The organism is Micromonospora sp. NPDC049900, from assembly GCF_044461025.1.
Lineage (GTDB): Bacteria > Actinomycetota > Actinomycetes > Mycobacteriales > Micromonosporaceae > Micromonospora.
Genome location: NZ_JBITKM010000008.1, coordinates 25219 through 48707 on the forward strand (window position 1 = coordinate 25219; position 23489 = coordinate 48707).

General features: G+C 73.2%; 26 protein-coding genes and 2 pseudogenes. 12 read left to right on the forward strand and 16 right to left on the reverse strand.

Annotation, left to right across the window (positions count from 1 at the left end):
• Positions 1-60: 60 nt before the first annotated feature.
• The gene (gcvP, locus tag ACIBMZ_RS18920) at positions 61-2880 is read left to right on the forward strand and encodes an aminomethyl-transferring glycine dehydrogenase (protein WP_396695416.1); all 2820 of its coding nucleotides are present in this window, start codon (positions 61-63) and stop codon (positions 2878-2880) included.
• 122 nt (positions 2881-3002) lie between these two features.
• Here the strand turns inward: gcvP and ACIBMZ_RS18925 are convergent, their stop codons facing one another.
• Entirely contained in the window at positions 3003-3203 is a 201-nt protein-coding gene (locus ACIBMZ_RS18925) for a DUF5999 family protein (protein ID WP_131057861.1), read from the reverse strand.
• A gap of 96 nt (positions 3204-3299) precedes the next feature.
• Here ACIBMZ_RS18925 and ACIBMZ_RS18930 point away from each other — a divergent pair, with 96 nt between their 5' ends.
• Both ACIBMZ_RS18930 and def read left to right on the forward strand, forming a co-directional pair.
• Entirely contained in the window at positions 3300-4568 is a 1269-nt protein-coding gene (locus ACIBMZ_RS18930; RefSeq protein ID WP_396695419.1) for a chorismate-binding protein, read from the forward strand.
• Between the two features lie 10 nt (positions 4569-4578).
• The gene (def, locus tag ACIBMZ_RS18935) at positions 4579-5085 is read left to right on the forward strand and encodes a peptide deformylase (protein ID WP_396695421.1); all 507 of its coding nucleotides are present in this window, start codon (positions 4579-4581) and stop codon (positions 5083-5085) included.
• Here the strand turns inward: def and ACIBMZ_RS18940 are convergent.
• Both ACIBMZ_RS18940 and ACIBMZ_RS18945 read right to left on the reverse strand, forming a co-directional pair.
• Positions 5068-5654: pseudogene (locus tag ACIBMZ_RS18940) on the reverse strand (GNAT family N-acetyltransferase). The gene def and the pseudogene ACIBMZ_RS18940 sit on opposite strands and share 18 nt — an antisense overlap.
• 200 nt (positions 5655-5854) lie before the next feature.
• On the reverse strand, positions 5855-6634 hold the full coding sequence (locus ACIBMZ_RS18945) for a sulfite exporter TauE/SafE family protein (protein ID WP_396695423.1): 780 nt from the start codon (positions 6632-6634) through the stop codon (positions 5855-5857).
• A 175-nt stretch (positions 6635-6809) separates the two neighbouring features.
• On the opposite strand from ACIBMZ_RS18945, the gene ACIBMZ_RS18950 reads away from it, so the two are divergent.
• A complete protein-coding gene (locus ACIBMZ_RS18950; RefSeq protein ID WP_396695425.1) occupies positions 6810-7589 on the forward strand; it encodes an endonuclease/exonuclease/phosphatase family protein in 780 nt (259 codons plus the stop codon).
• Here ACIBMZ_RS18950 and ACIBMZ_RS18955 read toward each other — a convergent pair.
• Positions 7512-8459 carry a bifunctional 5,10-methylenetetrahydrofolate dehydrogenase/5,10-methenyltetrahydrofolate cyclohydrolase gene (locus tag ACIBMZ_RS18955; protein ID WP_396695428.1) on the reverse strand — a complete coding sequence of 316 codons (948 nt, stop codon included), beginning with the start codon at positions 8457-8459 and terminating at the stop codon, positions 7512-7514. The two genes, ACIBMZ_RS18950 and ACIBMZ_RS18955, sit on opposite strands and share 78 nt — an antisense overlap.
• A gap of 154 nt (positions 8460-8613) precedes the next feature.
• Positions 8614-9675 carry an FAD-dependent monooxygenase gene (locus tag ACIBMZ_RS18960; RefSeq protein ID WP_396695430.1) on the reverse strand — a complete coding sequence of 354 codons (1062 nt, stop codon included), beginning with the start codon at positions 9673-9675 and terminating at the stop codon, positions 8614-8616.
• Between the two features lie 55 nt (positions 9676-9730).
• Here ACIBMZ_RS18960 and ACIBMZ_RS18965 point away from each other — a divergent pair, with 55 nt between their 5' ends.
• Positions 9731-10297: a TetR/AcrR family transcriptional regulator gene (locus ACIBMZ_RS18965; RefSeq protein WP_396695432.1), complete on the forward strand. Its 567-nt coding sequence runs from the start codon at positions 9731-9733 to the stop codon at positions 10295-10297.
• A 9-nt stretch (positions 10298-10306) separates the two neighbouring features.
• Here the strand turns inward: ACIBMZ_RS18965 and ACIBMZ_RS18970 are convergent, their stop codons facing one another.
• Complete coding sequence (locus tag ACIBMZ_RS18970) at positions 10307-11305, reverse strand: tyrosine-type recombinase/integrase (protein WP_396695434.1); 999 nt, start codon at positions 11303-11305, stop codon at positions 10307-10309.
• 449 nt (positions 11306-11754) lie between these two features.
• On the opposite strand from ACIBMZ_RS18970, the gene ACIBMZ_RS18975 reads away from it, so the two are divergent.
• From ACIBMZ_RS18975 to ACIBMZ_RS18990, 4 genes and pseudogenes are all read left to right on the forward strand, one after another.
• Positions 11755-12399 (forward strand): formylglycine-generating enzyme family protein, encoded by a 645-nt coding sequence (locus ACIBMZ_RS18975; protein ID WP_396695846.1) that lies wholly within the window; start codon positions 11755-11757, stop codon positions 12397-12399.
• A gap of 39 nt (positions 12400-12438) precedes the next feature.
• On the forward strand, positions 12439-13374 hold the full coding sequence (locus ACIBMZ_RS18980) for an ADP-ribosylglycohydrolase family protein (RefSeq protein ID WP_396695436.1): 936 nt from the start codon (positions 12439-12441) through the stop codon (positions 13372-13374).
• Between the two features lie 176 nt (positions 13375-13550).
• Positions 13551-13772 (forward strand): annotated as a pseudogene (locus ACIBMZ_RS18985) (cysteine hydrolase family protein); the annotation flags it as partial.
• A gap of 35 nt (positions 13773-13807) precedes the next feature.
• Complete coding sequence (locus ACIBMZ_RS18990) at positions 13808-13933, forward strand: hypothetical protein (RefSeq protein WP_396695870.1); 126 nt, start codon at positions 13808-13810, stop codon at positions 13931-13933.
• A 50-nt stretch (positions 13934-13983) separates the two neighbouring features.
• Here ACIBMZ_RS18990 and ACIBMZ_RS18995 read toward each other — a convergent pair whose 3' ends face one another.
• Both ACIBMZ_RS18995 and ACIBMZ_RS19000 read right to left on the reverse strand, forming a co-directional pair.
• Positions 13984-14487, reverse strand: coding sequence for an IclR family transcriptional regulator (locus ACIBMZ_RS18995; RefSeq protein WP_396695848.1), 504 nt, complete (start codon positions 14485-14487; stop codon positions 13984-13986).
• 29 nt (positions 14488-14516) lie between these two features.
• Complete coding sequence (locus ACIBMZ_RS19000; RefSeq protein WP_396695438.1) at positions 14517-14687, reverse strand: hypothetical protein; 171 nt, start codon at positions 14685-14687, stop codon at positions 14517-14519.
• Between ACIBMZ_RS19000 and ACIBMZ_RS19005 the strand changes: the two genes are divergently transcribed.
• Complete coding sequence (locus ACIBMZ_RS19005) at positions 14686-14820, forward strand: hypothetical protein (protein WP_396695440.1); 135 nt, start codon at positions 14686-14688, stop codon at positions 14818-14820. The genes ACIBMZ_RS19000 and ACIBMZ_RS19005 overlap by 2 nt on opposite strands.
• Positions 14821-14825: 5 nt before the next feature.
• On the opposite strand, the gene ACIBMZ_RS19010 is transcribed toward ACIBMZ_RS19005, so the two are convergent.
• Both ACIBMZ_RS19010 and ACIBMZ_RS19015 read right to left on the reverse strand, forming a co-directional pair.
• The gene (locus ACIBMZ_RS19010) at positions 14826-14948 is read right to left on the reverse strand and encodes a hypothetical protein (RefSeq protein WP_396695442.1); all 123 of its coding nucleotides are present in this window, start codon (positions 14946-14948) and stop codon (positions 14826-14828) included.
• Positions 14949-15084: 136 nt separating this feature from the next.
• Positions 15085-15813, reverse strand: coding sequence for an SDR family NAD(P)-dependent oxidoreductase (locus ACIBMZ_RS19015; RefSeq protein ID WP_396695444.1), 729 nt, complete (start codon positions 15811-15813; stop codon positions 15085-15087).
• 227 nt (positions 15814-16040) lie between these two features.
• Here ACIBMZ_RS19015 and ACIBMZ_RS19020 point away from each other — a divergent pair, with 227 nt between their 5' ends.
• Entirely contained in the window at positions 16041-16739 is a 699-nt protein-coding gene (locus ACIBMZ_RS19020) for a hypothetical protein (protein WP_396695446.1), read from the forward strand.
• 59 nt (positions 16740-16798) lie between these two features.
• Here ACIBMZ_RS19020 and ACIBMZ_RS19025 read toward each other — a convergent pair whose 3' ends face one another.
• Genes ACIBMZ_RS19025 through ACIBMZ_RS19035 form a run of 3 tightly spaced genes read right to left on the reverse strand, consistent with a single transcriptional unit; the run spans position 16799 to position 19750 of the window.
• A complete protein-coding gene (locus ACIBMZ_RS19025; protein WP_396695448.1) occupies positions 16799-17272 on the reverse strand; it encodes an OsmC family protein in 474 nt (157 codons plus the stop codon).
• Positions 17273-17323: 51 nt separating this feature from the next.
• A complete protein-coding gene (gene cydB, locus ACIBMZ_RS19030) occupies positions 17324-18322 on the reverse strand; it encodes a cytochrome d ubiquinol oxidase subunit II (RefSeq protein WP_396695450.1) in 999 nt (332 codons plus the stop codon).
• 15 nt (positions 18323-18337) lie between these two features.
• On the reverse strand, positions 18338-19750 hold the full coding sequence (locus ACIBMZ_RS19035) for a cytochrome ubiquinol oxidase subunit I (protein WP_396695452.1): 1413 nt from the start codon (positions 19748-19750) through the stop codon (positions 18338-18340).
• A gap of 176 nt (positions 19751-19926) precedes the next feature.
• Between ACIBMZ_RS19035 and ACIBMZ_RS19040 the strand changes: the two genes are divergently transcribed.
• Positions 19927-20706, forward strand: coding sequence for a lysophospholipid acyltransferase family protein (locus ACIBMZ_RS19040; RefSeq protein ID WP_396695454.1), 780 nt, complete (start codon positions 19927-19929; stop codon positions 20704-20706).
• Between the two features lie 38 nt (positions 20707-20744).
• On the opposite strand, the gene ACIBMZ_RS19045 is transcribed toward ACIBMZ_RS19040, so the two are convergent.
• Genes ACIBMZ_RS19045 through ACIBMZ_RS19055 form a run of 3 tightly spaced genes read right to left on the reverse strand, consistent with a single transcriptional unit; the run spans position 20745 to position 23464 of the window.
• A complete protein-coding gene (locus ACIBMZ_RS19045) occupies positions 20745-21104 on the reverse strand; it encodes a hypothetical protein (RefSeq protein WP_396695456.1) in 360 nt (119 codons plus the stop codon).
• 18 nt (positions 21105-21122) lie between these two features.
• A complete protein-coding gene (locus tag ACIBMZ_RS19050) occupies positions 21123-22799 on the reverse strand; it encodes a hypothetical protein (protein ID WP_396695458.1) in 1677 nt (558 codons plus the stop codon).
• Complete coding sequence (locus tag ACIBMZ_RS19055) at positions 22796-23464, reverse strand: hypothetical protein (protein ID WP_396695460.1); 669 nt, start codon at positions 23462-23464, stop codon at positions 22796-22798. The genes ACIBMZ_RS19050 and ACIBMZ_RS19055 overlap by 4 nt, the downstream gene beginning before the upstream one ends.
• Positions 23465-23489 lie beyond the last annotated feature (25 nt).

A 23489-nucleotide genomic window follows, 5' to 3' on the forward strand; every position in this document is an offset into this window, starting at 1 on the left:
GGGGTGTGACAGAGGGGGAGGGCCGACCTGTCGACCCCGCCCCCCGCAGGAGCGCCCCTCATGACCTCAGAGTTCGCCGACCGTCACATCGGTCCGGGCCCGGACGACGAACGCCGGATGTTGGCCACGGTCGGGTACGCCTCGATCGACGAGCTGATGGACGCGGCGATTCCCGAGGTGATCCGCTGGCACGGCCGTCTGGACCTGCCGGAGCCCTCTGGTGAGCACGAGACCCTGACCGAGTTGCGGGCCCTCGCCGACCGCAACACCGTGGCCGTGTCGATGATCGGTCTGGGCTACCACGGCACGTACACCCCGGCGGTGATCCGCCGTAACGTGCTGGAGAACCCGGCCTGGTACACCGCGTACACGCCGTACCAGCCGGAGATCAGCCAGGGCCGGTTGGAGGCGCTGCTGAACTTCCAGACCATGGTGTCGGACCTGACCGGTCTGGCGACGGCGAACGCGTCGATGCTCGACGAGGGCACCGCGGCGGCCGAGGCGATGACGTTGGCGCGGCGGGCGTCGAAGAGCAGCAGCCCGGTGTACGTGGTCGACGCCGACGCCCTGCCGCAGACCATCGCGGTGATCGCCGGTCGGGCCGAGCCGCTCGGCATCGAGGTGCGGGTGCTGGACCTGACCGCGCAGGAGCTGCCGGCGGAGTTCTTCGGCCTGCACCTGCAGTATCCGGGCGCGTCCGGGGCGGTCCGTGACCAGGCGGCGCTGGTGGCGGCGGCGCACGAGGTCGGCGCGTTGGTGACGGTGGCGGCGGACCTGCTGGCGTTGACGGTGCTGCGGGCGCCGGGGCACATCGGCGCGGACATCGCCGCCGGCACCACCCAGCGTTTCGGGGTGCCGATGGGCTTCGGTGGGCCGCACGCCGGCTACCTGGCGGTGCGGGCCGGGTTGGAGCGGATGCTGCCCGGCCGGCTGGTCGGGGTGTCCCGCGACACGGCGGGCGACCCGGCGTACCGGCTGGCGTTGCAGACCCGGGAGCAGCACATCCGTCGGGAGAAGGCGACCAGCAACATCTGCACCGCGCAGGTGCTACTGGCGGTGATGGCCGGCATGTACGCCGTCTACCACGGTCCGGACGGGCTGCGGGCGATCGCGACGCGCACCCACGAGGCGGCGGTGCGGCTGGCCGCCGGGCTGCGGGCCGGTGGCGTCGACGTGGCCGACGTGCCGTTCTTCGACACGGTGACGGCGACGGTGCCGGGGCGGGCCGCCCAGGTGGTGGCCGACGCGGCGGCGCGTGGGGTGAACCTGCGGCTGGTCGACGACGACCGGGTGGGCATCTCCTGCGACGAGACCACCACGGCGCAGCACCTGGACGCGGTGTGGGCGGCGTTCGGGGTCGACGGGGTCGACGGCGCGGTGACGGCGGCGCTGCCGGACGGGTTGCGGCGTACCGACGAGTTCCTCACCCACCCGGTGTTCCGGTCGCACCACTCGGAGACGGCGATGCTGCGCTACCTGCGGCGGCTGGCCGACTTCGACTACGCCCTGGACCGGGGCATGATCCCGTTGGGGTCGTGCACGATGAAACTGAACGCCACCACCGAGATGGAGCCGGTGAGCTGGGCGGAGTTCGCCCACATGCACCCGTTCGCCCCGGCGGAGCAGACCGCCGGCTACCGGGAGATGATCGGCCAGTTGGAGGGGTGGCTGGCCGAGGTGACCGGCTACGACGCGGTCAGTGTGCAACCCAACGCCGGGTCGCAGGGGGAGTTGGCCGGGTTGTTGGCGATCCGCGCGTACCACCGTGACCGGGGTGAGGGGCACCGGGACGTGTGTCTGATCCCGTCGTCGGCGCACGGCACGAACGCCGCCAGCGCGGTGATGGCCGGGATGCGGGTGGTGGTGGTCGGCTGCGACGACGACGGCAACGTCGACCTGGTCGACCTGGACGCCAAGATCGACCGGCATCGGGACGCCCTGGCGGCGATCATGGTGACGTACCCGTCGACGCACGGCGTGTACGAGACCGGCATCGCGTCGCTGTGCGCGAAGGTGCACGACGCCGGTGGCCAGGTGTACGTCGACGGCGCGAACCTCAACGCGCTGGTCGGGTTCGCCAAGCCGGGCCGGTTCGGGGCTGACGTGTCGCACCTGAACCTGCACAAGACGTTCTGCATCCCGCACGGCGGTGGTGGCCCGGGGGTGGGGCCGGTGGCGGTGCGTGCGCACCTGGCGCCGTTCCTGCCCGGTGACCCCGGTGGTGTCCCGGTCGACGGGCGGCCGGCGATCTCGGCGGCCCGGTACGGGTCGGCGGGCATCCTGCCGATCCCGTGGGTGTACCTGCGGATGATGGGCGCCGACGGGCTGGCCCGGGCCACCGGGGTGGCGGTGCTGGCGGCCAACTACGTGGCGGCGCGACTGCGGGAGCACTTCCCGGTGCTGTACGCGGGCAACAAGGGTCTGGTGGCCCACGAGTGCATCCTGGACCTGCGGCCGATGACGAAGGCGACCGGCGTGAGCGTCGACGACGTCGCCAAGCGGTTGATCGACTACGGGTTCCACGCGCCGACGATGTCGTTCCCGGTGGCGGGGACGCTGATGGTGGAGCCGACCGAGAGCGAGGACCTGGCCGAGCTGGACCGGTTCTGCGACGCGATGATCGCCATCCGGGCGGAGATCGACGAGGTGGCGGCGGGCCGCTGGCCGGCCGGGGACAACCCCCTGGCCAACGCGCCGCACACGGCGGCGATGGTGGCCGGCGACGAGTGGCCGCACCCGTATCCGAGGTCGGTGGCCGGCTACCCGGGCGGCGTGGACCGGGCGGGGAAGTACTGGCCGCCGGTGCGTCGGGTCGACGGCGGCTACGGCGACCGGAACCTGGTCTGCTCGTGTCCGTCGCCGCAGGCGTACGAGAGCTGACGGCAGCCGCGCCGGGGCGGTCGGTGCCGCCCCGGCGTCGCGCTCGACCTGCTGGTGACGCTCCCCGGTGGGAGGACTAGCCTGGGTCGACGCGGGAACAGTCGTGACGGTTCGTGATCAGGTCAGGCGGCGAGGGCGTGTCGGGCGGGGCCGCGGTGCGGTGCGATGCTGCTGCCGTCGGGCAGCAGTTCGCCGGTGTCCTCGAAAACGATGACGCCGTTGCAGAGCAGACTCCAGCCCTGCTCACGGAAGCAGGCGATGACCTTGGCGGCTTCCCGGTCGGTGGCTTCGGCGGAGGGACAGGTGGGTTGGTGCTGGCACATCGGGTTCTCCGGACTGTGGGGGCACTGTGTCATGGTTCACATGACCAGTGACGCACAGTACCAAGCAAACGCACGGCGCATCGAGCAGAAGTGCGCGTGGTCCGTGGGAAATCCGCTGAACGGATGAGCCACAACCACCCAGACGTCGTGGAAGCGCTCCCACGGACGGTGGTCGATCCCTTACCGCTCGACCCGCCGGCCGCCCCCACACCCTGCCGCGGCCACCGCGTCGAACGCGCCCGCTGGCAGTGGCGCCCCACCGACGGCGGCGACCCCGCCACCGCCGTGCAGGACTTCCTCGCCGCCCACGGCCTGCCCCTGCACGACCTGGCCCGCCCCACCCGCCCCCACCACCGCGACGACCCCGTCTGCGGCGCCGCCCTGTACGTCTCCGCCGCCGCCGGCGCCCTACTCGCCGGCGGCGACCCCGGCGCCGCCAACCCCGCCGACCTACCCGAGGTCGCCGTCGTCGTCTACGGCCACACCGACACCCCCACCACCCCCACCCCGACCGGGACGTGGTGGCGCGGCCCCTGGACCGAGAGCTGGACCCCCGCCGCCCACGCCGACGCCGTCCGCGCCGTCCGCACCGCCATCGGCCACGGCGACGTCTACCAGGTCAACGTCGTCGGCCACGCCGCCGCCCCCTACCGAGGCGACCCCCGACCCGCCCTGGCCCGCCTCGGCCGCCTCCCCGGCGCCCGCTACGGCGGCGTCCTGACCGGCAACGGCTGGGCCATCGGCTGCGCCAGCCCCGAAACCCTCGTCGAGGTCCGCGCCGGCACCCTCACCACCCGCCCCATCAAAGGCACCCGACCCGCCACCGCCGCCGGCCGCGCCGACCTGCTCACCTCCGCCAAGGAACGCGCCGAACACATCATGATCGTCGACCTGGAACGCAACGACCTGGCCCGCGTCGCCCGCACCGGCAGCGTCCGCGTCGACGACCTGTTCGCCGTACGCCGCTGGTGCGACCTGTGGCAGGCCGAATCGACCGTCCGCGCCGACGCCGCCGACGGACTCGGCCTCGCCGACCTGCTGCGCGCCGTCTGCCCCGGCGGCTCCGTCACCGGCGCCCCCAAACTCGCCGCCCTACACCACATCGCCGCCCTCGAACCCGTCGGCCGCGGCGCCGGCATGGGCGCCCTCGGCTGGGTCGGCCCCGACCACCTCGACCTCGGACTGACCATCCGCACCGCCGCCACCGACCGCCACCGCGTCCACGTCTGGGCCGGCGGCGGCATCACCTGGGACAGCGACCCGGACGCCGAAGTCGCCGAAGCCGCCGCCAAGACCGCCCCGGTCCGCGCCGCCCTCGACCCGACCCGCCCTGGCCGCCCCACCGCCGGCACCACCGACCGATAACCTTGCCGACATGACCATGCGGGACATCCGAATCATCGGCGACCCGGTGCTGCGCACCCCCAGCGAAGCCGTCACCAGCTTCGACGCCGACCTACGCGCCCTGGTCACCGACCTGATGGACACCCTGCTCGGCGCACCCGGCCGCGCCGGCGTCGCCGCACCCCAGATCGGCGTCAACGCCCAGGTGTTCGTCTACGACGCCGACGGCCACCGCGGCCACATGATCAACCCCACCCTCGAACTGTCCGACGAACTCGCCGACGACGACGAGGGCTGCCTGTCCATCCCCGGCCTGTACTTCCCGACCCCCCGCGCCCTGCACGCCACCGCACACGGCTACGACCAGCACGGCGAACCCCTCACCATCGCCGGCAGCGGCTTCCTCGCCCGCGCCCTGCAACACGAGACCGACCACCTCGCCGGCCGCCTCTACGTCGACACCCTGCGCGGCGACGTGCGCCGCCGAGCCCTGCGGGAGATCCGCGCCGGCCGCTTCACCTCACCCCGCCGCACCTGACCCGCCCGCCGCCACCCACTCGTCCCGGGTGATCGCGTACTCCACCTCACCGGCCTGCGCCCCCGGCAACGGATCCGACCACGACAGGTGGAACGCACGCACCTGACGCATCCCCACCGCCGCCATCGTCGCCCGCGACCCCACGTTGACCGCCATCGTCTCGGCGAAGATCCGCGACAACCCCAGGTCGACGAAACCGTGCCGGATCAACTCCCGGGCCCCTCCGACGCCAGACCCCGCCGCCAGAACCGACGCGCCAACCGGTACCCCAACTCGGCCTGACCCACCACCGGCCCCTGATCGGCCCGCGACGGCGGCTCCAACAACCACCAGCCGACGAACTCGCCCTCGGTCGACCCGGCCCAGAACCCCAACCCCGGCGACCGCCGCGCCACCGCCAACCGCTCCCGGTGCAACCGCGCCACCTGCGCCGCCGACCGCACCGGCGCCAGGAACCGCATCACCTCCGCGTCGGCGTCCAACGCCACCTCGTGCGGCAGATGCACATCAGCCAACGGCACCAACACCAACCGCGCGGTACGCAGAACCACCTGGGACACGCGCGTCATCATCGCGGCCAGCGGTCGCCGCCACCACCGTCGGCGACACCGCACCGACACGGCAACACCACCGCGTCCCCACCCCGAAACCACGACGTGTACGGCCAGAAGAACAACGGATCCCGCCCCAACAGACCCGCCAGGACGGCCCGGTCGTGTTCCACGCGCACCGACACCCGCCGATGATCACACGCGCCGCGGCACGCCGCTCACCCCGCCAGCCACTGGTCGTAACCCAACCTCGCCACCAACGCCACCACCACCAGCAACAGCACCGCCCGCACGAACCCCGCCCCCCGCCGCAACGCCATCCGCGCCCCCACCAGCGCCCCGACGATGTTGCACACCGCCATCGCGGCCCCCAACAACCACCACACGTGCCCGGTCACCGCGAACACCGCCAACGCCCCCGCGTTCGTCCCCGCGTTCACCACCTTCGCCATCGCCGACCCGTGCAGAAAATCCGCCCCCACCACCGCGGTGAACGCCACCACCAGGAACGTGCCGGTACCCGGCCCGATCAACCCGTCGTACAGGGCGATACCCACCCCCGCCACCAACACCGCCACCACGATCCGCCCCCGGGTACGCCGCCCCGGAAACGACGACACCCCCAACCTCGGCCGCAACACCACAAACACCGCCACCGACACCAACACCACCAACACCACCGGCCGGTACGCCGACGGCGGCACCGCACCCGCCAACGCCGCACCCACCCCCGCGAACAACACCGCCAGACCCGCCGCCGGCCCCGCCACCGCCCAATCCACCCGCGTACGCCGCGCATACGTCACCGCCGCCGCCGACGTGCCCGCGATCGCCGCCAACTTGTTCGTGCCCAACGCCGTCGCCGGCGGCACACCCGGCGCCGCCACCAACAACGCCGGCAACAACAACAACCCGCCGCCACCCACCACCGCGTCCACCCAACCGGCCAACACGGCAGCGGTCAGCAGCAGCGCGACCGTCGACGGATCCAGCTCCACGGCGGCATTCTTCCCACCCCGAGGCACCCCACGCCGCCGCCTGTGGCCAGCCTCACCGGCCCCGACGCCGCCGCAACCACACCCCGGCCGCACCCACCGCCACGAACACCACCATCGAACAGAACAACACCCGCAGCATCGGGCAACTGTCCCACGGCATCGATAAGGTGACACGGTGCGCCTGGCCACGTTCAACCTGCTGCACGGCCGATCCCTGAGCGACGGCCTGGTCGACCCGGCCCGCCTCGCCGCCGCCGTCACCGCCCTCGACGCCGACGTGCTCGCCCTCCAGGAAGTCGACCGCGACCAGTCCCGCAGCGGCAACCACGACCTCACCGCCATCGCCGCCCAGGCCCTCGGCGCCACCGAACACCGCTTCGCCGCCGCCGTCGTCGGCACCCCCGGCGAAGCGTTCCGCCCCCTGCGCCACGACGACGACGGCCACGGCGAACCCTGCTACGGCATCGGCCTCGTCTCCCGCCACCGGGTCACCGCCTGGCACATCACCCGCCTACGCCCGGCACCCCTACGGTCCCCGGTCTACGTACCCGGCCCCCGCGGCGGCCTCATCCTCCTGCACGACGAACCCCGCGTCGTCCTCGCCGCCGTCCTGGACACCCCGCACGGACCCCTCACCGTCGCCGCCACCCACCTGTCCTTCGTGCCCGGCTGGAACATCCGCCAACTCCGCCAGGCCGTCCGCGTCCTCCGCGCCCTGCCCGCCCCGCGCATCCTGCTCGGCGACCTCAACCTGCCCACCTGGGCCGCCCGCCTGGTGTCCCGCTGGCAACCCCTCGGCCGCCGCCCCACCTACCCCGCCGGGCAACCCCGCGTCCAACTCGACCACATCCTCGCCGACCGGCAGGACCTGCACCGGCTACCGCCCGTCACCGGCGTACGGACCCCGCTGGCCACCATCTCCGACCACCGGCCCCTGCTGGTCGACCTCGGCTGACCCCACCGCCGCCCGGGCCGCCCGCAGCGCGTTGCGGAACAGCATCGCCACCGTCACCGGACCCACCCCACCCACCCGCGGCGTGATCGCCCCCGCCACCCGCGCACACGACGGATCCACATCCGGCACCAACCGCCGCCCCGCATACCGCACCCCACCACCCACCACCACCGCACCCGGCCGCACATGCTCCGGCCGCACGATCCCCGGCACCCCCGCCGCCGCCACCAGGATCTCCGCCCGACGCGTATACCTCGGCCAGTCCGCCACCCCGGTGTGCACCACCGTCACCGCCGCGTTCGCCGTCGGCCGCTTCTGCGCCAACAACACCGCCAACGGCCGCCCCAACGTCGCACCACGCCCCAACACCACCACCTCCCGACCCGCCACCGGCACCCCGTGGAACGCCAACAACGCCTCCACACCCGCCGGCGTACACGGCACCGGACCCGGCAACCCCAGCGCCAACCGCCCCACGTTCACCGGATGCATCCCGTCCACGTCCTTGTCCGGGTCCAACACCTGCAACGCCCGGTCGAAGTCCAACCCCGCCGGCACCGGATGCTGCACCAACACCCCGTGCACACCCCGGTCCGCGCCCAACTCCGCCAGCACCGCATGCAGATCCGCCTGCGACGCCGACCCCGGCAACCGCACGTGCCGCGACGCGAAACCCAGCTCCGCCGCCTGCCGCTGCTTGATCCCGACGTACCGGGCGCTCGCCTCGTCGTCACCCACCAGCACCGTCGCCAACGCCGGAGTCACCCCCGCCGCCCGCACCGCCGCCACACCCTCGGCCACCTCGGCCAGAACCCGCTCCGCCACCGGCACACCGGGCAACAACCGGGCCGTCGTCGACGTCGTAGACATGGCTCACCTCGACCGCGGAGGCCCAGGCGGACGACCCCCACGACGAGCTTCCCGATGGTCGATCCCATCCCCGGTGCCGCCAGTCGCGTCACCCGCAGCCTCGCACACCCGAGGCGGCCACCAGCACCGTCCACCCCGGGGAACCACACGCTTGTCAGCCCGGGGGACCGAACGCCAACGCCACCCGCAACGCCACGTCCCGCACGCCGGTGAACCGCCGCACCTGCGCCAACCGGCCCGCCCGCACCGCCATCGCCGCCATCCGCTGCGTCGGCACCCGCCGGTGCCCGTCGTACCGGGCCAACGCCGACGACACGCCCGACTCCGCCGCCGACGCCTCCGCCAACGCCACCGCGTCGATCAACGCCTGGCAGGCGCCCTGCCCCAGATCCGGCGTCATCGCGTGCGCCGCGTCGCCCACCAACACCCACCGCCCCCGCACGTACGTCGGCAGCGGCGGCAGGTAGTGCACGTCGTGCTGCAACACCCCGGCCGCGTCGACGCGGTCCAGCACCGCCGGCACCGGATCGTGCCAGTCACCGAACCACCGCCGCAACGCCGCCAGATCACCCTCCGGCGGCCGGAAACCCTCCGGCGCGGCCACCGCCGCATACCAGTTGGCCACCCCGGGAGCCTGCGGCGTCACCCCGAACTTGCGCCCCGGACCCCACGTCTCCCCACCGGAGGCCACCTCCAACGGCACCGTGCCACGCCACGCCGTCACCCCCGAATAGCGCAGCGGAAACCGGTCACCGAACATCGCCGCCCGGGTCGCGCTGCGGATCCCGTCCGCGCCCACCACCATGTCGTACCCGTCACCCAGCTCCGCCGGACCCGCCACCGGCGCGCCGAAACGCACCGTGCCCGCCGGCAACGCCTCCGCCAACAGACCCAGCAACGCCGGCCGCGACAGCAGCAGCACCCCCTCACCGTGCCGCCGACGGATCCGCCCCACGTCCAACCGGGCGATCACCGTCCCGTCCGGGCGACGCATCGCCCCGTCCGGCTGCGCCCGCCCCCGTTCCCGCGCGAGCGCACCCACACCGAGGCGATCCAACGCCCGCAACGCCGACGGCCAGATCCCCAACCCGGTGCCCGTCTCCGGCAGCCCCGCCGCCCGCTCGAACACGGTCACCGTCCACCCGGCGCGCAGCAGTCCCACGGCCACCGCCAGCCCACCCACGCCGCCTCCGATGACGGCCGCTGATCCTCGCATCACCCGACCGTACTGCAACTGTAGTTGCCTGCACTACTGCTGTAGTCTCACGCACGTGGACGCCCGCCAACAACGCCTCCTCGACGCCGCCATCGCCGTCCTCGGCACCCGCGGCCCCCGCCACCTCACCCACCGCGCCGTCGACGACCAGGCCGAACTCCCCACCGGCTCCACCTCCAACCGCTACCGCACCCGCGAAGCCCTCATCGCCGGCGTCCTCACCCGCATCCTCGACCTCGAGACCACCGGCTGGAACCACCTCGCCGGCACCCTCGACCACATCGACCCCACCACCTTCACCACCGCCCTCGGCACCCTCGTCCACGACCTCAGCACCACCCACCGCGCCCTCACCCTCGCCCGACTCGCGATCTTCGCCGAAGCCGCCCACCACCCCGCCCTGCAACACCAGATCGGCCGACGCCAACACGACCTCGCCGCCTGGGCCACACCACTGCTCGCCGCACTCGGCGCCCGCCACCCCGGCACCGCCCTGCGACTCCTGCTCGCCCTCATCGACGGCCTCCTCAACAACCAACTCGCCAACCCCGACCCCGACTTCGACCCCACCGCCGCCATCGCCGCGATCCTCCCGGCCGTCCTCGACGCCCACCCCGCCTGAGGCCACACCTCACGACGACGGCCGTACCAACCCCACCAACGCCCGGTACGTACGGTTCACCCGCGCCGCCTCCCGCTGCTGCCCCGACGTCACCTCGATGTACGTCTGCGACGACGCCAGCGACGCATGCCCCAACAACCGCATGATCTCCGCCGCGCCCGCCCCGTCCTCGGCCAACCGCGTCGCGAACGTGTGCCGCAACGCGTGCAACCGCGCCCCACGCGGCACCCGGTCACCGATCCCCGCACGCCGGTAACAGGACTCCACCAGATACTGCAGTCCGCCCCGCCGCAACGCCTCACCCTGCCGATCCACCAGCAACGGCGAGGCCGGCCGCACCGTCCGCGAACCGAACCGCCGCACCCGACTGTCCAGATAGTCCGCCAGCAACGCGTCCAGATCCGGCTCCACCGGCAACACCCGAGGACGCCCACCCTTCCCGGCCACCTCCAACCGGCGCTCACCCGGCCGCCCCGCCAACGAACCGACCCGCAACGCCAGCAACTCCGACAACCGCAACCCGGCACACAGCGCCAGCGCCAACACCGCCACGTCCCGCTCCGGCCACGGATCCCGCTGCCGCCCCCGCGCCTGCGCCGCCGCCGCGAGCAACCGCTCGGGAGTGTCCTCACCCCGCAACGGCTTCGGCACCGGCACCGGCGTCCGGGGCCGACCCACCGCCGGCATCGGATTGCCGGCCACCACCTGCTCGGCCACCAGGAACGAGAAGAAGCCGTTCCAGGTCGACCAGGCGCGCCCCACCGAGGCGGCGGCCCTGTCGGCGGCGAACCGGGCGAACGCCGCCCGCATGAGCCTGGGGGAGAGCGCCTCGATGGACAGTGCATCGAGGGGGAGGGGAGGGGCGACCAGCTCCGCCGCGAGCACGGCCACCGCGGTCAGGTCCCGCCGGTACGCCGCCTGGGTGTGCGGGGAGGGCTTGCGCGTCGCCCGGGAGGTCAGGAACTCCTCGATCAACACCCGTACCGTTTCATCCCTTTTGTCATGCATAAGGGACATTATGCATGATTTTCGGGTTCACCGCCGACCCAGGGGAGCGGGGTCGGCTCGCGCCGCGCCGCACCGAGCGCCGGGCTGCGCGTCGTGCGGCCGACCCTCGGCCCGCTGGGCCGGACGGGGTTCCCAGGCGACCGCGATGCGGCGCGTGGGATAGGGGCGAGGGGCTGCTGGGTGCTGGACGTGCCGGTCGGGCGCGCCCACCAGGCCGACCGGCGTCGCGCCGGCACCGGGGTGCGCCGGGATGTAAGGAAGGGCCCCTTGCTAACGCCTGGTGTATAGCAGGGGACCCTTCCTTACATTCCCAGGCCGTCGGCGGCGGTCGGTGTGCCGCCCTCGGGGGACGCGCCGGAAGGTTCACTTTACATAATGTCAATTATCGAACATGGGTTGAGCGGCAGGTGGATCGGTAGCATCTGCTCCTCGTGGACTCCGACAGCGTGATGGTGAACGTTCCGGCGGGGCGCGTGGTGTTGACGGATCGGCGTACGCAGCGCAGTTGGCCGGTCGACGTCGGGCCGTACCGGCTCGCCGCGTATCCGGTGACGCGGGCCGGGTACGCCTCGGTCGTCGGTGTCCCCTGTGCGGCCGGCGAGCGCCGCCGTCCGATGGAGACCGTGTCCTGGTGGGACGCGGTCCGGTTCTGCAACGCCCTGTCCCGGGTCGACGGGCTGCGGCCGGCGTACCGGATCGACGGCGAGGACGTCGGGTGGGACTCCGGTGCCGACGGGTACCGGCTGCCCACCGAGGCCGAGTGGGAGCACGCCTGCCGGGCGGGCACGACCGGTCCCCGGTACGGGCCGCTGGACGAGGTCGCCTGGTATCGCGGCAACTCCGGTGAGCGGCTGCACGACGTGGGCGGCAGGCGCCCGAACGCCTGGGGGCTGTACGACATGCTGGGCAACGTCTGGGACTGGTGCTGGGACGTGTACGACCCCGAGGTGTACGGCACCTACCGGGTGCTGCGGGGCGGCGGCTGGTTCGACGAGCGGTGGAGTTGCCGGGCGTCGGTGCGGCGGCGCAGTCATCCGAGCTTCGCGGTGGACGACGTGGGTTTCCGCCTCACCCGGTCCGGTCACTCAGAGTAGTCGACCACTCCCCTCGTTCGGGCCGCCTAGGCTTCGGGTGTGTCGAGTGTCGTGGACGGGTCGGTGACGGTACGGCGGGTGGCGGGGGCGCTGACGGCGTACGCCTGTGGGGACGCGTTGGGGGTGCCGTACGAGGGGCGTCCGCCGACCGGTGACGCCGACGACGTGATCGAGACGCCTCGGGCCAGTGACCGGTGGGCGGCCGGGGCCACGTCGGACGACACGGCGTTGACGCTGCTGGTGGCGCGGTGTCTGGTGGACGGTGCTGTGGACGCGGTGACGTTCCTGTCGCGGGTGGCGGCGCAGGATCCTCCGGTGCCGGGTGCGGGGCCGTCGACGCGGGCGGCGCTGGCGGCGTTCCGGGCCACCGGGGCGGTGCCCGACGATCGGGAGGGTGGTACGAACGGCGCGCCGATGCGGGCGTTGCCGGTGGGGTGGTCGGTGCCGCCGGAGCGGGTGGATCTGCTGGTGGCGCGGACGGTGGAGTTGACGCGGGCGACGCATCGGGCGCCGGAGGCGTTGGGCGCGGCGGTGGTGATGGCCGGGTGTGCGTCGTGGTCGGTGGCGGGTGTGCCGGTGGCGGTGTGGTTGCGGCGGGCGGTGGAGTTGGTGGAGGTGGCGCGTCCGGTGTGTGGGGACGCGCCGAGGTTGGCGGAGCTGGTGGGTGCGGTGGTGGCGGGTGGGTGGTCTCCCCCGCCGTCGGGGGTCGGTCTGGACGCGGCGGAGACGGTGGCGGCGGTGCTGCACTGTGTGCGGGGCGCGGGCTCGGTGCGGGGTGGGTTGGTGGCGGCGGTGCGGTGTGGTGGGGACACGGACACGGTGGCGGCGTTGGTGGGTGGTCTGTTGGGTGCGGGGTCGTCGCCGGAGGCGGTGCGGGCGGAATTGCCGTGGAGTGGGTCGGTGGCGGTGCCGGATGCGGGTGTGGTGTGGCGGTTGGCGTCGGGTCTGGTGGCGTTGCGGGAGTCGGTGCGGTGAGGGTGCGGGGTCGGTCGGTGGGCGGGCCGGGGCGTGCGGATGGGGCGGACCAGGTTCGGTGAGCTGGTCGAGGCGCGCACCCCGGGGCCGTTGATGACGGGGTTTCGGCCCCGGGGTGCGCGACACCCGCTCACGACCAGCTCGTCTCGCCCGCCCGGCGGGCACGCGCCGAGGCGATGGGCCGCAGCCCGCTCAGCGTCTGCGCGGCCGGCTCCTGGGGCGCCGAACTCGCCGCCGGGCTGTCCCCCGCGCCCGGCGACTGCCACCTGGAGAAGACGCGTTACAGCGCCTTCGTCGGCACGCCCCTGCACCACCTGCTGCGGGCACACGACCGCGACCACGTGGTGGTGGTCGGCACGGCGGCCAACGTCTGCGTCGACTCGACCGTCCGCGAGGCGTACATGGCGGACTGGCCGTCACCCTGCCGACCGACATGGTCGGCTGGACCCGCCCGGACCTGGCCGAGCCGGCGATCCGCAACCTCGGCTTCTACTTCTGCGAGACGACGACCTCGGCCGAACTGCTGTCGGCCTGGTCGGCCGCCGCCCGGGCCGTCTGACGACGGGGACTGCGACGCTTCGCCGGCGCGGCCGGTGCCGGCTCGGCCTGCTACGGGGCGGGCTGGTAGCCCAGCTCGGCGCTGACCTGGCGGGCCGCGTCAGCCACCAGGTCGCCGTACTCGGCCAGCAACCGCGCCGAGAAGCGGTCCTGCGGGCCGCACAGCGACAACGACCCGTAGACCTCGCCGGAGGCGAGCCGGATGGCCGCCGCCACGCTCGCCGCCCCCGCCTGCCGTTCGCCCCGGCTCACCGCGTAGCCCTGGCCGCGTACCGCCCGCAGGTCCTCCCAGAGCTGCTCGACCGAGGTGATGGTGGCCGGCGTCATCGACACCAGCTCGTGCGTGGACAGGTATTCGGAGACCTCGGCGTCGGGCAGCGCCGCCAGGATCGCCTTGGACGACGAACCGGCGACCAGCGCGCCCGGCCCCAGCCGGTAGCGCCGGGTGCCCTCGTCGAAGGTGACGAACTGGTTGGCCGTGAGCTCCTTGAGGATGCGGTGGGCCACCGCCTTGGGCAGGCTCAGGTCCCGCGCGACGGTGGACACCCCGACCATCTCGGGACTGCGTGTGGCCCTCGGCTGGCTCACTCACCGGCACCGCTGACTCCATTCGACCGTGACCTCTCGTGCGTGCCGTCGGGCGGCACTTCGCGGGCGGGCACCCGGCGTCCGGCGCCTAGTGCGGTGTCCTGGTCGGACCCGGCCAACGCGGCGGCCACCGCCATCGCGTCGTGGATGCCGGAGTTCAGGCCCATGCCCCCGGTGGTGCTGCTCAGGTGGGTGCCGGTCGGCGGCTCGTCGTCGACCCCGGTGTCCGTGGACAGCGAGGCGCGCCAGATGTCGGGGGTGCGGATCAGCGAGAACCGGCCGCGCGGGCCGGACCAGTAGCCGACCTAGCTGAGGTCGGGCACCGCGTCCTCGAACCGGAACGGCGTGGCCACCACCAGGCGGCGTAGTTCGGGCTCGGCGGTCGGGTTGGCTGGCGGGACGATGACGCCGAGAGCGGTATCGACCACGCCACCCCCTCAGAATGTTCGACTGAGCCGTACGCCGTTCGACGTACTGGAGCGATAGGGGTTGCGCCGGGGCATGGTCAACCCACCCGACGGGCGCGTCCGCGCACGCCAGGGCAGGGTTGAACAGCGGACCGGGTCAGAGAGCGCCGCCGACGCGCAGCACCGCGCCGCTGGTGTAGGAGGCGTCCGGGCCGATCAGCCAGGCGATGGCGGCGGCGACCTCGTCGGGTTCGCCGGGACGCCCCAGCGGGATCCGCCCGGCGGCCCGCTCGGGCCGGTCCGGCTGCCCGGAGAGGGCGTGGATGTCGGTACGGATGATGCCCGGGGCCACCGCGTTGACCCGGATTCCGCGCGGAGCCAACTCCTTGGCCAGGCCGACGGTGAGCGCGTCGGTGCCGCCCTTCACCGCGGCGTAGTGGACGTACTCGCCGGGACCGCCGAGGGTGGCGGCGACCGAGGAGATGTTGACGATCCCGCCGCCGGCCGTCATCCGCCGGGCCGCCTGCTGCGCGCAGAGCACGTAGCCGACCAGGTTGACGTCGACCACCTCGCGCAGGTCGTCCAGGCGCAGCTCGGTGAGGGGGCCGATCGGGCTGGTCACACCGGCGTTGTTGACCAGGCCGGTGAGCGGGCCGAACTCCTCGGCGGCGTCGAACAGGGCGGCCACCCGATCGGGGTCGCGGGTGTCGGCGGGCACCGCGACGGCGCGTACGCCGATGGCGTGCAGCTCGGCCACGACGGCCTCGGCGGCGGCGTGGTCGCGGCGATAGCCGAGAGCGAGATGATGGCCCGCGTGGGCCAGCCGCCGGGCGGTGGCCGCGCCGATGCCGCGCCCGCCGCCGGTGATGACGGTGACCGGTGCCATTGATCGTCTCCCCTGCCCCCGAGCCGGTGTCGGCGACGTTACCGGGGCGTTCACCGGCCCCGGTAGTCGGGTGTGGTCGAGCACACGGCCGGTGGTGCTGCGTGGCGCACAGCGAACTGGTCATGGACCGGGCGCTGAAGGCGCTGGGGGGCTGATCTTCACGGTGTCGCCGGGTGCTGGTATCAAGGCAGGCGACTGAACACGTGTACGACGGATGAGGGAGCGCGATGGGTGTCGCTGGCCAGGGTTTGTCCGATGACGAGGTGCGTGGCATCCGGGAGGCGTTGGCCGCGGGACGCAAGCCGAAGGTGGTGTTCACGGCGTCGGCCGGGCAGATCGCCGGGCAGCTCGGCCAGGTGGTCGAGCTGACCGACCCGGCGGTGTCCGACGAGTACGTGGTGGTGCGTTTCGGCCGGGACGAGCTGCCCTTCTCCCCCGCCGACGTGGCGGTGGCGCCCCGGGGCGCCGGCCGTCGACCGGCCGAGCCGAAGGTGGAGCCGACCCCGGCCGAGCCGCCGGTGGCGGAGCCGGAGTTCGTGCTGGACCGGGTGCCGCAGCCTCGGCCGGAGGAGCCGAGTCGACGGGAGGAGCCGAAGGTGGAGACGGTGGAGGCCAAGCCCGCGCGGCGGCCGGTGAAGGCGGCCAAGCCGAAGGGACCGGCCGGGTTGACGGTCACCCTGGCGTACGCCGAGGGCGAGTGGACGGTCGCCGCGCAGCAGGGCGGCAAGGTGCTGGCCAAGCCGTACGTGCTCAAGCCGGCCGAGGCGCTGCGGATGGTGGCGCTGGTCGACGTGCCCGGTGTGCACGAGGCGGTGGAGCAGATCCTGGCGTCGGAGCGGTCCGAGGCCGAACGGCAGGCCGAGAAGCTGCGGGCCGAGCTGGCCGAGATCGAGGCCCGGCTGGCGGAGTTGCGCGAGGCGGGCTGAGGTCGGCACAGGTGCGCGCGGGGCCCGGGGCGGATGCGTCCCGGGCCCTACGTGTGGCGTCAGGCGGTGACGGTGTTCGGCTCGTGCCGGACCGGGAAGTTGACGGAGTTGGCGATGAAGCAGACCCGGTGCGCGTCGTCGTGCAGCGCGGTCGCGGTGTCGGTGTCGGTGGGGTCGGCGAGGGTGACCCGGGGACGCAGGACGACCTCGGTGAAGTGGCCGCTGCCCGTGTTGTTGTCGGTGGTCATGCTGCCGGTGGCGGTGTCGACGTAGTCGGTGACGACGATGCCGTGGTCGGCGCAGAGGTGCAGGTAGGCCAGCATGTGGCACTGCGACAGCGCGGCCAGCAGGAGCTGCTCGGGGTTCCAGCGGGTGCGGTCGCCCCGGAAGGTCGGGTCGGAGCTGCCGGCGATCGGGGGCGGGCCGTCGGCGGTGACGTCGTGGTCGCGTCGGTAGGCGCGGTAGCCGCTGGTGCCGGTGCCGAGGTTGCCGGTCCAGGTCACGGTGGTGCGGTAGGTGTGCTGGTGGGGCATCAGCTCATGGTGCCGGATCGGCCCGGGACGTGGGGTCCCGGGCCGATCCGGTCAGTGCTGCGGGATGTGCTTGACGCCGATGCGCCTGCGGAACACCCAGTACGTCCAGCCCTGGTAGGCCAGCACGATCGGGGTGAAGAACACCGCCACCCACGTCATGATCTTCAGGGTGTAGGGGGTGGAGGCGGCGTTGGTGGCGGTCAGCGTGCCGGCCGGGTCCAGCGTGGAGGGCAGCACGGTGGGGAACAGCGCGGCGAACAGGGTCGCCACGGCCAGGCCGATGGCCAGCGCGGTGCCGGTGAAGGCCCAGCCCTCGCGCCGCACCCGGGCGGCGGCGAGACCGCCGAGCAGGGCCAGGGCGGCACCGGTGGCGAGCACCACGGCGGCGGTGCTGGAGCGGATGGTCAGGGTCCAGGTGAGGAACGCGACCGCCAGTACGGCGGTGACCACGCCGAGGCGTACGGCGAGGGCGGCGGCGCGGCCCCGGATGTCGCCGACGGTCTTCAGTGCGATGAACACCGCGCCGTGGGTTCCGAACAGCGCCGCGGTGGTCGCGCCGCCGAGCAGCGCGTACGGGTGCAGCAGGTCGACCAGGCCGCCGACGAACTCGTGGTCGGCGTCGAGGGGTACGCCGCGCAGGATGTTGGCGAAGGCCACGCCCCACAGGATCGCCGGGATGAGCGAGCCGAGGAAGATGGCCTTGTCCCAGCGGCTCTTCCAGGACGCCTCGGGGCGCTTGTGGCGGTACTCGAAGGCGACGCCCCGGGCGATCAGGGCCAGCAGGATGAGCAGCAGCGGCAGGTAGAAGCCGGAGAAGAGGGTGGCGTACCACTCGGGGAAGGCGGCGAACATCGCGCCACCGGCGGTGATCAGCCAGACCTCGTTGCCGTCCCAGACCGGCCCGATCGTGTTGATCATGACGCGGCGTTCACGGTCGTCGCGGCCGAGCACGGGCAGCAGCATGCCGACGCCGAAGTCGAAGCCCTCCAGGATGAAGTAGCCGGTGAACAGCACGGCGACGAGGAGAAACCAGATGGTGGTCAGTTCCACGGTGGGGGCTCCGGGTCAGTAGGCGAACGCGAGCGGGCGGTCCGCGTCGTCGGTGTCGTCGGGTTCGGGCTCGGGCGTGACGTCGGGTACGCCGGCCTTGGCGTAGCGGATCAGCAGTTTCACCTCGACCACGGCGAGCACGGCGTAGATGATCGTGAAGGCGGCGAAGCTGGTGAGCACCTCGCCGAGGGAGACGCTGCGGGAGACGCCGTCGCGGGTGAGCATCTCGCCGAAGACGATCCAGGGCTGGCGGCCCATCTCGGTGAAGATCCAGCCGAAGGAGTTGGCCAGCAGTGGCAGGATCGGCATGACCAGGCCGGCGCGCAGCAGCCACGTGCCGCGTGGCGTACGGCCCCGGCGCTGCGACCAGAGCACGAGCAGCGCGATGGCCGCGGCGGCGAGCCCGAAGCCGATCATGAACCGGAAGCTCCAGTAGGTGACCGGGATGATCGGGGTGTAGCTGCCGGGGCCGTACTGGGCGGTGTAGAGGGCCTGGAGGTCGTTGATGCCGTGCACGGTGCCGTTGGGGTCGCCGGTGCCCAGGTACGACAGCAGGTACGGGATCTTGATGGCGAACAGTTCCCGGCTGCCGTCGAGGCTGCCGACGGTGAGTACGGAGAACGAGGCGGGGCTCTCGGTGTCGTAGAGGCCCTCGGCGGCGGCCATCTTCATCGGCTGCACCTCGGTCATGATCTTGCCTTGGATGTCGCCGGTGATCACCACGACGGCGGCGGCGACCAGGGTGACCCAGGAGCCGAAGCGGGCCGCGAACCGGTAGGCCGGGGTGTCCTCGCTGTGGGGGCGGCGGATCAGGTGCCACAGGGCGACCGCCACCAGCAGCGACCCGGCGACCAGGAAGGCACCGGCGATGGTGTGCGGGAAGGTGATCAGGGCGACCTTGTTGGTGAGCACGGCGACGAAGTCGGTCAGCTCGGCGCGCCCGGTCTCCGGGTTGATCCAGTAGCCGACCGGGTTCTGCATGAACGAGTTCGCGGCGAGGATGAAGTACGCCGACAGGTTGGTGCCGATCGCGGCGGCCCAGATGCTGGCCAGGTGCAGGCGTCTGGGCAGCCGGTCCCAGCCGAAGATCCACAGGCCGATGAAGGTGGATTCCAGGAAGAAGGCGACCAGCGCCTCGATGGCCAGGGGGGCACCGAAGATGTCGCCGACGAAGCGGGAGTAGTCGCTCCAGTTCATGCCGAACTGGAACTCCTGCACGATGCCGGTGACCACGCCCATCGCGAAGTTGATCAGGAACAGCTTGCCGTAGAACTTGGTCAGCTTGAGGTACTTCTCGTCCCCGGTGCGGTGCCAGAGGGTCTGCAGGATGGCGACCAGGACGGAGAGTCCGATGGTCAACGGTACGAAGAGAAAGTGGTAGACGGTGGTGACACCGAACTGCCAGCGGGCGACGTCCAACGCGTCCACCTGCGACCCCCAGGGCTGCTCATACTACAAGACGTAGTAAATACTACAGCCTGTCGTACGTCGGTCGGCAGAGGCGGGGGACCCGAACCGCTCCGGGACCAATGACCCTGCTCACCTCTGCCGTGCGGCCCCCCTGTCCGGCACCGGCGAGCCCCGCCGTGCGACCATCACCGGCTGTGGACCACGCCCACTCCCCCTGGCAGCCGCCGCTGATCTGGCGCACCGCCCAGTTGCTCGCCCGCGTCGTGGTCGGCGCGCTGGCCCGGCTGGAGGTCACCGGCGACATCCCCGCGCACCTGCGGGACGGGCCGCTGATCCTGGCCGCCAACCACATCAGCCCGTTCGACCCGATCGTGCTCGCCGCCGCCTGCCGCAGCCGCCGGGTGGCACCCCGGATCATGGCCACCGGCGGGCTGTTCCGCGCACCGGTGATCGGCACCGCCATGCGACGCGCCGGACACATCCGGGTCGACCGGGGCACCACCGGCGTGCACCGGGCCCTGGACGACGCCGCCGCCGCGGTCGCCGCGGGCGCGCCGATCCTGGTCTACCCCGAGGGACGCATCGGCCTCGACCCGGGCCTGTGGCCCGAACGCGGCAAGACCGGCACCGCCCGACTCGCCCTGACCTGCGGCGCCCCCGTCGTGCCGGTGGCGCAGTGGGGTTCGCACGAGGTGCTGCCCTACCGGGCGCCCAAGGGCCTGCTCGGCGGCGTCGCCCGCGCGCTGGTCCGCCGCCCCACCGTACGGGTGCACTTCGGCGACCCGGTCGACCTGACCGACCTGCGTCCGGGTGCGCCCGGCGTCGCCCGCCAGGCCACCGACCGGATCGTCGACGCCCTCACCGACACCCTGGTGCCGCTGCGTCCCGACGAACCCGACCGGCCCCGGCACGTCGACCCGGGCCGACCGGTGGACACCGGCCGCTCCCACCGACGTGGCCCCGCCACCGGCTGACCCGCCACCGGCCGGGGCGCGCCGCCGGGCCGTCGCGGTCAGCCGGCCTGCTGGATCGCGCGCAGCACCTCGGTGACCGCCGAGGCCACCGGCGCGACCGGCGTCGCGAGAGCAGCCAGGCGCTGCAACAACGCCGTCACCCGCGCCGGTTCCGGATGCGGCCGGGCCAGGTGCGCGCGCAACTCCGCGGCCACCGCACGGGCCGGGTCGTCCAACTCGTCGCGGTGCCGGTCGAGCACCTCCACCAGCCGGGTCACCAGCGCCGCCACGTCCACGCCGGGCGCGGTCGCCCAGAGCGTGCCACCGACCGCCGACGCGGCCGGACCGACGGCCTGGTTACCGACCTGACTGACCCCGCCGGACTGCTGGATGCCGTAGTTCGCCGACGTCTCCGACATGCGCCTCTCCCCTGTGTCTCACACCGGTCGTGCCCGCTCACCACCACCGGCCGGTGCCGGCTGGCCGTGCTGCTCGGCCCGCGCACCGGACCCGACCGCCTGGTTGCCGACCACGCTGAGGCCGCCGGTCTGCACGATGCCCTGGTTGAGGATCATCGTCTGGCGGCTGCGGAACTCGGCGGTGTCCAGGCCCCGCTCGTCGAGGAAGTCCACGATCGCGGCGAGGACGTGCCGCTCCACCACCTTCAGGTGCTTCGCCGCGTCGAGCACCTGGAAGTAGTTGTGGTAGTCGCTGCCGGTGGCCAACTCCCGCACCCCGACCCGCGCGCCGTGGTCGTACCCCAGGTCCTCACGGGCCAACCGCCGCAGGCGTGCCTGTCGCGGCCGGTGGCGCACCGCGTGACCCAGGTCGGTCAGCAACCGCCCGGCGGCACCGACGGCCGTGGGCACCAGCCGGTCGGTGGCGACCGCGAGCATCTGCACCAACTGCCGCGCCGACATCCAGTCGGTCAGCCGGTCCACCTCGTGGTACGCCCACCGGGGCGGCTCCAGCACGGTCCGGGCGCACTCCAGATAGAGCAGCTTCCCGTCGGTGGAGAAGTGCAGGAACGTGCCCGCCACCACCTCCGCACCCCAGGACGGCACCAGCGCGCACAGGTAGTGCCGGGCCGCGCCCTGCGGGTTCGCCGCCACCTGGCGGACCTCCTCCGGGGTGAAGCGCTGACGCGGCGCCCGGTCCTGGTCCGGCAGCAACCGGTGGTCCCCGGTCAACAGGTGGCCGCCGACGAAGATCCGATCCTCCAACGTCAGCCCGGCCAGCCGGTCCGCCCCCAGCCCGGCGTCGAGCGAGGCCAGCCGCCCGCGTACGTGGTCGATCAGCTCCAGCACGGTGAACGGGGCCGGCTCCGGCCGTTCCGGTCGACTCCACCCGGCGACCTGCTCGGCGGGACGGATCGGCAGGGCGAACGACCACCCGGCCACCGGCGTGCCGTGCCCGACGAACGGCAGATACCCGCCGTAGACGGTGACGTTGCCGTGCTGCGCCTCGTCGACGACGGCCAGCCGGTCGGCGTACCGGGACGGCAGGGACACCTCGTCGGGTGCGCTCGCCACGAACACGTTCCGGCGCAGCCGGGTCACCAGCAGCCACCGGGTGCCGTGCAGGTGGATCGCCAGGGTCAGGAACGCGGCGATGCCGGCCGGCAGGGCCAGCCACGGTCGCCCGACCAGCCACCCGGCCGGGCCGGACTCCTCGACGGTGATCAGGTGGAACCGGATCAGCAGCACCAGGGCGCTCAGCGCGGCGACGATCATGCCGAGCAGCGGACCGAGCATCCGCTCCCGGGTCGGGCGGAACGGGGCCAGCGAGGTGCCGACCCACATCGCACCGACCACCAGCAGGGTCCACAGCGGGGCGAGCAGCACCGCCAGGCCCCCGAAGACCAGCAGCCGCAGGTCCCGGCGGCGACGCCGGTGACGGGCCACCAGACAGTGGCGCACCACCGGCGACACGTCGAAGCCCACCGAGGGCGCCACCGCCCGCACCTCGTCGCCGAGCACCTCGTCGAGCACCCGCTCGGCGAACCGTTCGTCGGTGTGCGCGGCCACGCACAGGTACCGGGTCGCCTCGCTGGTCACCGGTGGGGACGCCGGGCGTTGCCCGGGTACCGTCGGTGGATCCGTCCGTGCGGTCATCCCGGCCATCCCCCGTCCACCCGGCGCGGACGCGCCTCGGATCGTGTCGCGGCCACGGCCAGCAGCGGGCCGTAGAACAGCCCGGCCTGCAGCGCGTCGGTGACCGTCACGCTCATCCACCGCTGCGGGTCGCTGGACAACACGAGATCGTCGGGGACGAGCAGCATGCCGACGAGCGCCCCGCCGAGCGCGGCGAGCACCGTGGCCACGCCGACCACGCCGACCACCGCGCACATCCGGTAGGCCGCAGACGGCGCGGGTCGGTCCGCCAGCCAGCGCAGCAGCCACACCGTGCCGACGACGAACAGCAGCGTGCGCAGGTTCTCCGAGAGCCAGTACCCGACCATCGGCGGCTGCGCCGGTGCCAGTTCCCACCGGGGCCAGGTCACCGCCCAGAGCAGGACGCGAAGCAGCTCCGCCGCCAGCCCCGGCACGCCGTCGGCGGAGGGCAGGTCGGCGGCCCACCCCCGGACCAGTTCGGCTCCCCACCGGCTACCGCCGGCCACCGCCACGAACAACCAGGCGCCGGCCGGTGTCCGGCGCGGCTGCGGCGACTCGTCCGGCGGGGTGACCCGGGGCGGCAACGGGTCGACCGGATGCGCGGTCAGTGTCGACCGGGGCGCGGTCGACGGCCCGGGCTGCGGGGACGGCGGCCACGGCATCACCGCCACATGGTGACCGTCGCACAGC

Excerpts from the sequence above, each read along its gene's own strand:
- gcvP (WP_396695416.1), top strand. The coding sequence starts at position 61 with ATGACCTCAGAGTTCGCCGACCGTCACATCGGTCCGGGCCCGGACGAC.
- ACIBMZ_RS18925 (WP_131057861.1), bottom strand. The coding sequence starts at position 3,203 with ATGTGCCAGCACCAACCCACCTGTCCCTCCGCCGAAGCCACCGACCGG.
- def (WP_396695421.1), top strand. The coding sequence starts at position 4,579 with ATGACCATGCGGGACATCCGAATCATCGGCGACCCGGTGCTGCGCACC.
- ACIBMZ_RS18955 (WP_396695428.1), bottom strand. The coding sequence starts at position 8,459 with ATGTCTACGACGTCGACGACGGCCCGGTTGTTGCCCGGTGTGCCGGTG.
- ACIBMZ_RS18960 (WP_396695430.1), bottom strand. The coding sequence starts at position 9,675 with ATGCGAGGATCAGCGGCCGTCATCGGAGGCGGCGTGGGTGGGCTGGCG.
- ACIBMZ_RS18970 (WP_396695434.1), bottom strand. The coding sequence starts at position 11,305 with ATGCATGACAAAAGGGATGAAACGGTACGGGTGTTGATCGAGGAGTTC.
- ACIBMZ_RS18975 (WP_396695846.1), top strand. The coding sequence starts at position 11,755 with ATGGTGAACGTTCCGGCGGGGCGCGTGGTGTTGACGGATCGGCGTACG.
- ACIBMZ_RS18990 (WP_396695870.1), top strand. The coding sequence starts at position 13,808 with ATGGTCGGCTGGACCCGCCCGGACCTGGCCGAGCCGGCGATCCGCAAC.
- ACIBMZ_RS18995 (WP_396695848.1), bottom strand. The coding sequence starts at position 14,487 with ATGGTCGGGGTGTCCACCGTCGCGCGGGACCTGAGCCTGCCCAAGGCG.
- ACIBMZ_RS19005 (WP_396695440.1), top strand. The coding sequence starts at position 14,686 with ATGCCCCCGGTGGTGCTGCTCAGGTGGGTGCCGGTCGGCGGCTCGTCG.
- ACIBMZ_RS19000 (WP_396695438.1), bottom strand. The coding sequence starts at position 14,687 with ATGGGCCTGAACTCCGGCATCCACGACGCGATGGCGGTGGCCGCCGCG.
- ACIBMZ_RS19015 (WP_396695444.1), bottom strand. The coding sequence starts at position 15,813 with ATGGCACCGGTCACCGTCATCACCGGCGGCGGGCGCGGCATCGGCGCG.
- ACIBMZ_RS19020 (WP_396695446.1), top strand. The coding sequence starts at position 16,041 with ATGGGTGTCGCTGGCCAGGGTTTGTCCGATGACGAGGTGCGTGGCATC.
- ACIBMZ_RS19025 (WP_396695448.1), bottom strand. The coding sequence starts at position 17,272 with ATGCCCCACCAGCACACCTACCGCACCACCGTGACCTGGACCGGCAAC.
- ACIBMZ_RS19045 (WP_396695456.1), bottom strand. The coding sequence starts at position 21,104 with ATGTCGGAGACGTCGGCGAACTACGGCATCCAGCAGTCCGGCGGGGTC.
- ACIBMZ_RS19050 (WP_396695458.1), bottom strand. The coding sequence starts at position 22,799 with ATGACCGCACGGACGGATCCACCGACGGTACCCGGGCAACGCCCGGCG.